The sequence below is a fragment of the Kitasatospora sp. NPDC101157 genome (assembly GCF_044768255.1).
Lineage (GTDB): Bacteria > Actinomycetota > Actinomycetes > Streptomycetales > Streptomycetaceae > Kitasatospora.
This window is the reverse complement of record NZ_JBIWPL010000078.1, coordinates 1-1007: the sequence shown is the minus strand read 5'-3', so window position 1 is coordinate 1007 and position 1007 is coordinate 1. Positions and strand designations below refer to the sequence as shown.

At 57.9% G+C, this 1007-nt stretch carries 1 rRNA gene; it reads left to right on the top strand.

Annotated features, from left to right (window positions below):
• Positions 1 to 1007 (top strand): 23S ribosomal RNA (locus ACIRVF_RS42965); the annotation flags it as partial.

Genomic DNA, 1007 nt, shown 5'->3' with positions numbered 1-1007 from the left:
CCCTTGAAAGAGTGCGTAATAGCTCACTGGTCAAGTGATTCCGCGCCGACAATGTAGCGGGGCTCAAGCACACCACCGAAGTCGTGTCATTGCAGCAATAGGGCCAACGCCTGCTGTGATGGGTAGGGGAGCGTCGTGTGCCGGGTGAAGCGGCCGAGGAATCGAGTCGTGGACGGTATACGAGTGAGAATGCAGGCATGAGTAGCGATACAAGAGTGGGAAACTCTTGCGCCGATTGACCAAGGGTTCCTGGGTCAAGCTGATCTGCCCAGGGTAAGTCGGGACCTAAGGCGAGGCCGACAGGCGTAGTCGATGGACAACGGGTTGATATTCCCGTACCCGCTTTGAAGCGCCAACGCTGAACCTTCTGATGCTAAGCCCGTGAAGCCGTCCCGGAGCCTTCGGGCAAAGGGAAGTGGTGGAGCCGGTGGCCCAACGGGGTAGTAGGTGAGCGATGGGGTGACGCAGGAAGGTAGTCCAGCCCGGGCGGTGGTTGTCCCGGGGTAAGGGTGTAGGACGTGGGGTAGGCAAATCCGCCTCACATATAGTCTGAGACCTGATGCCGAGCCGATTGTGGTGAAGTGGATGATCCTATGCTGTCGAGAAAAGCCTCTAGCGAGTTTCATGGCGGCCCGTACCCCAAACCGACTCAGGTGGTCAGGTAGAGAATACCGAGGCGTTCGGGTGAACTATGGTTAAGGAACTCGGCAAAATGCCCCCGTAACTTCGGGAGAAGGGGGGCCATTCCTGGTGACGGGCCTTGCGCCTTGAGCTGGGGGTGGCCGCAGAGACCAGCGAGAAGCGACTGTTTACTAAAAACACAGGTCCGTGCGAAGCCGTAAGGCGATGTATACGGACTGACGCCTGCCCGGTGCTGGAACGTTAAGGGGACCGGTTAGCTCCATTTCGGTGGGGCGAAGCTGAGAACTTAAGCGCCAGTAAACGGCGGTGGTAACTATAACCATCCTAAGGTAGCGAAATTCCTTGTCGGGTAAGTTCCGACCTGC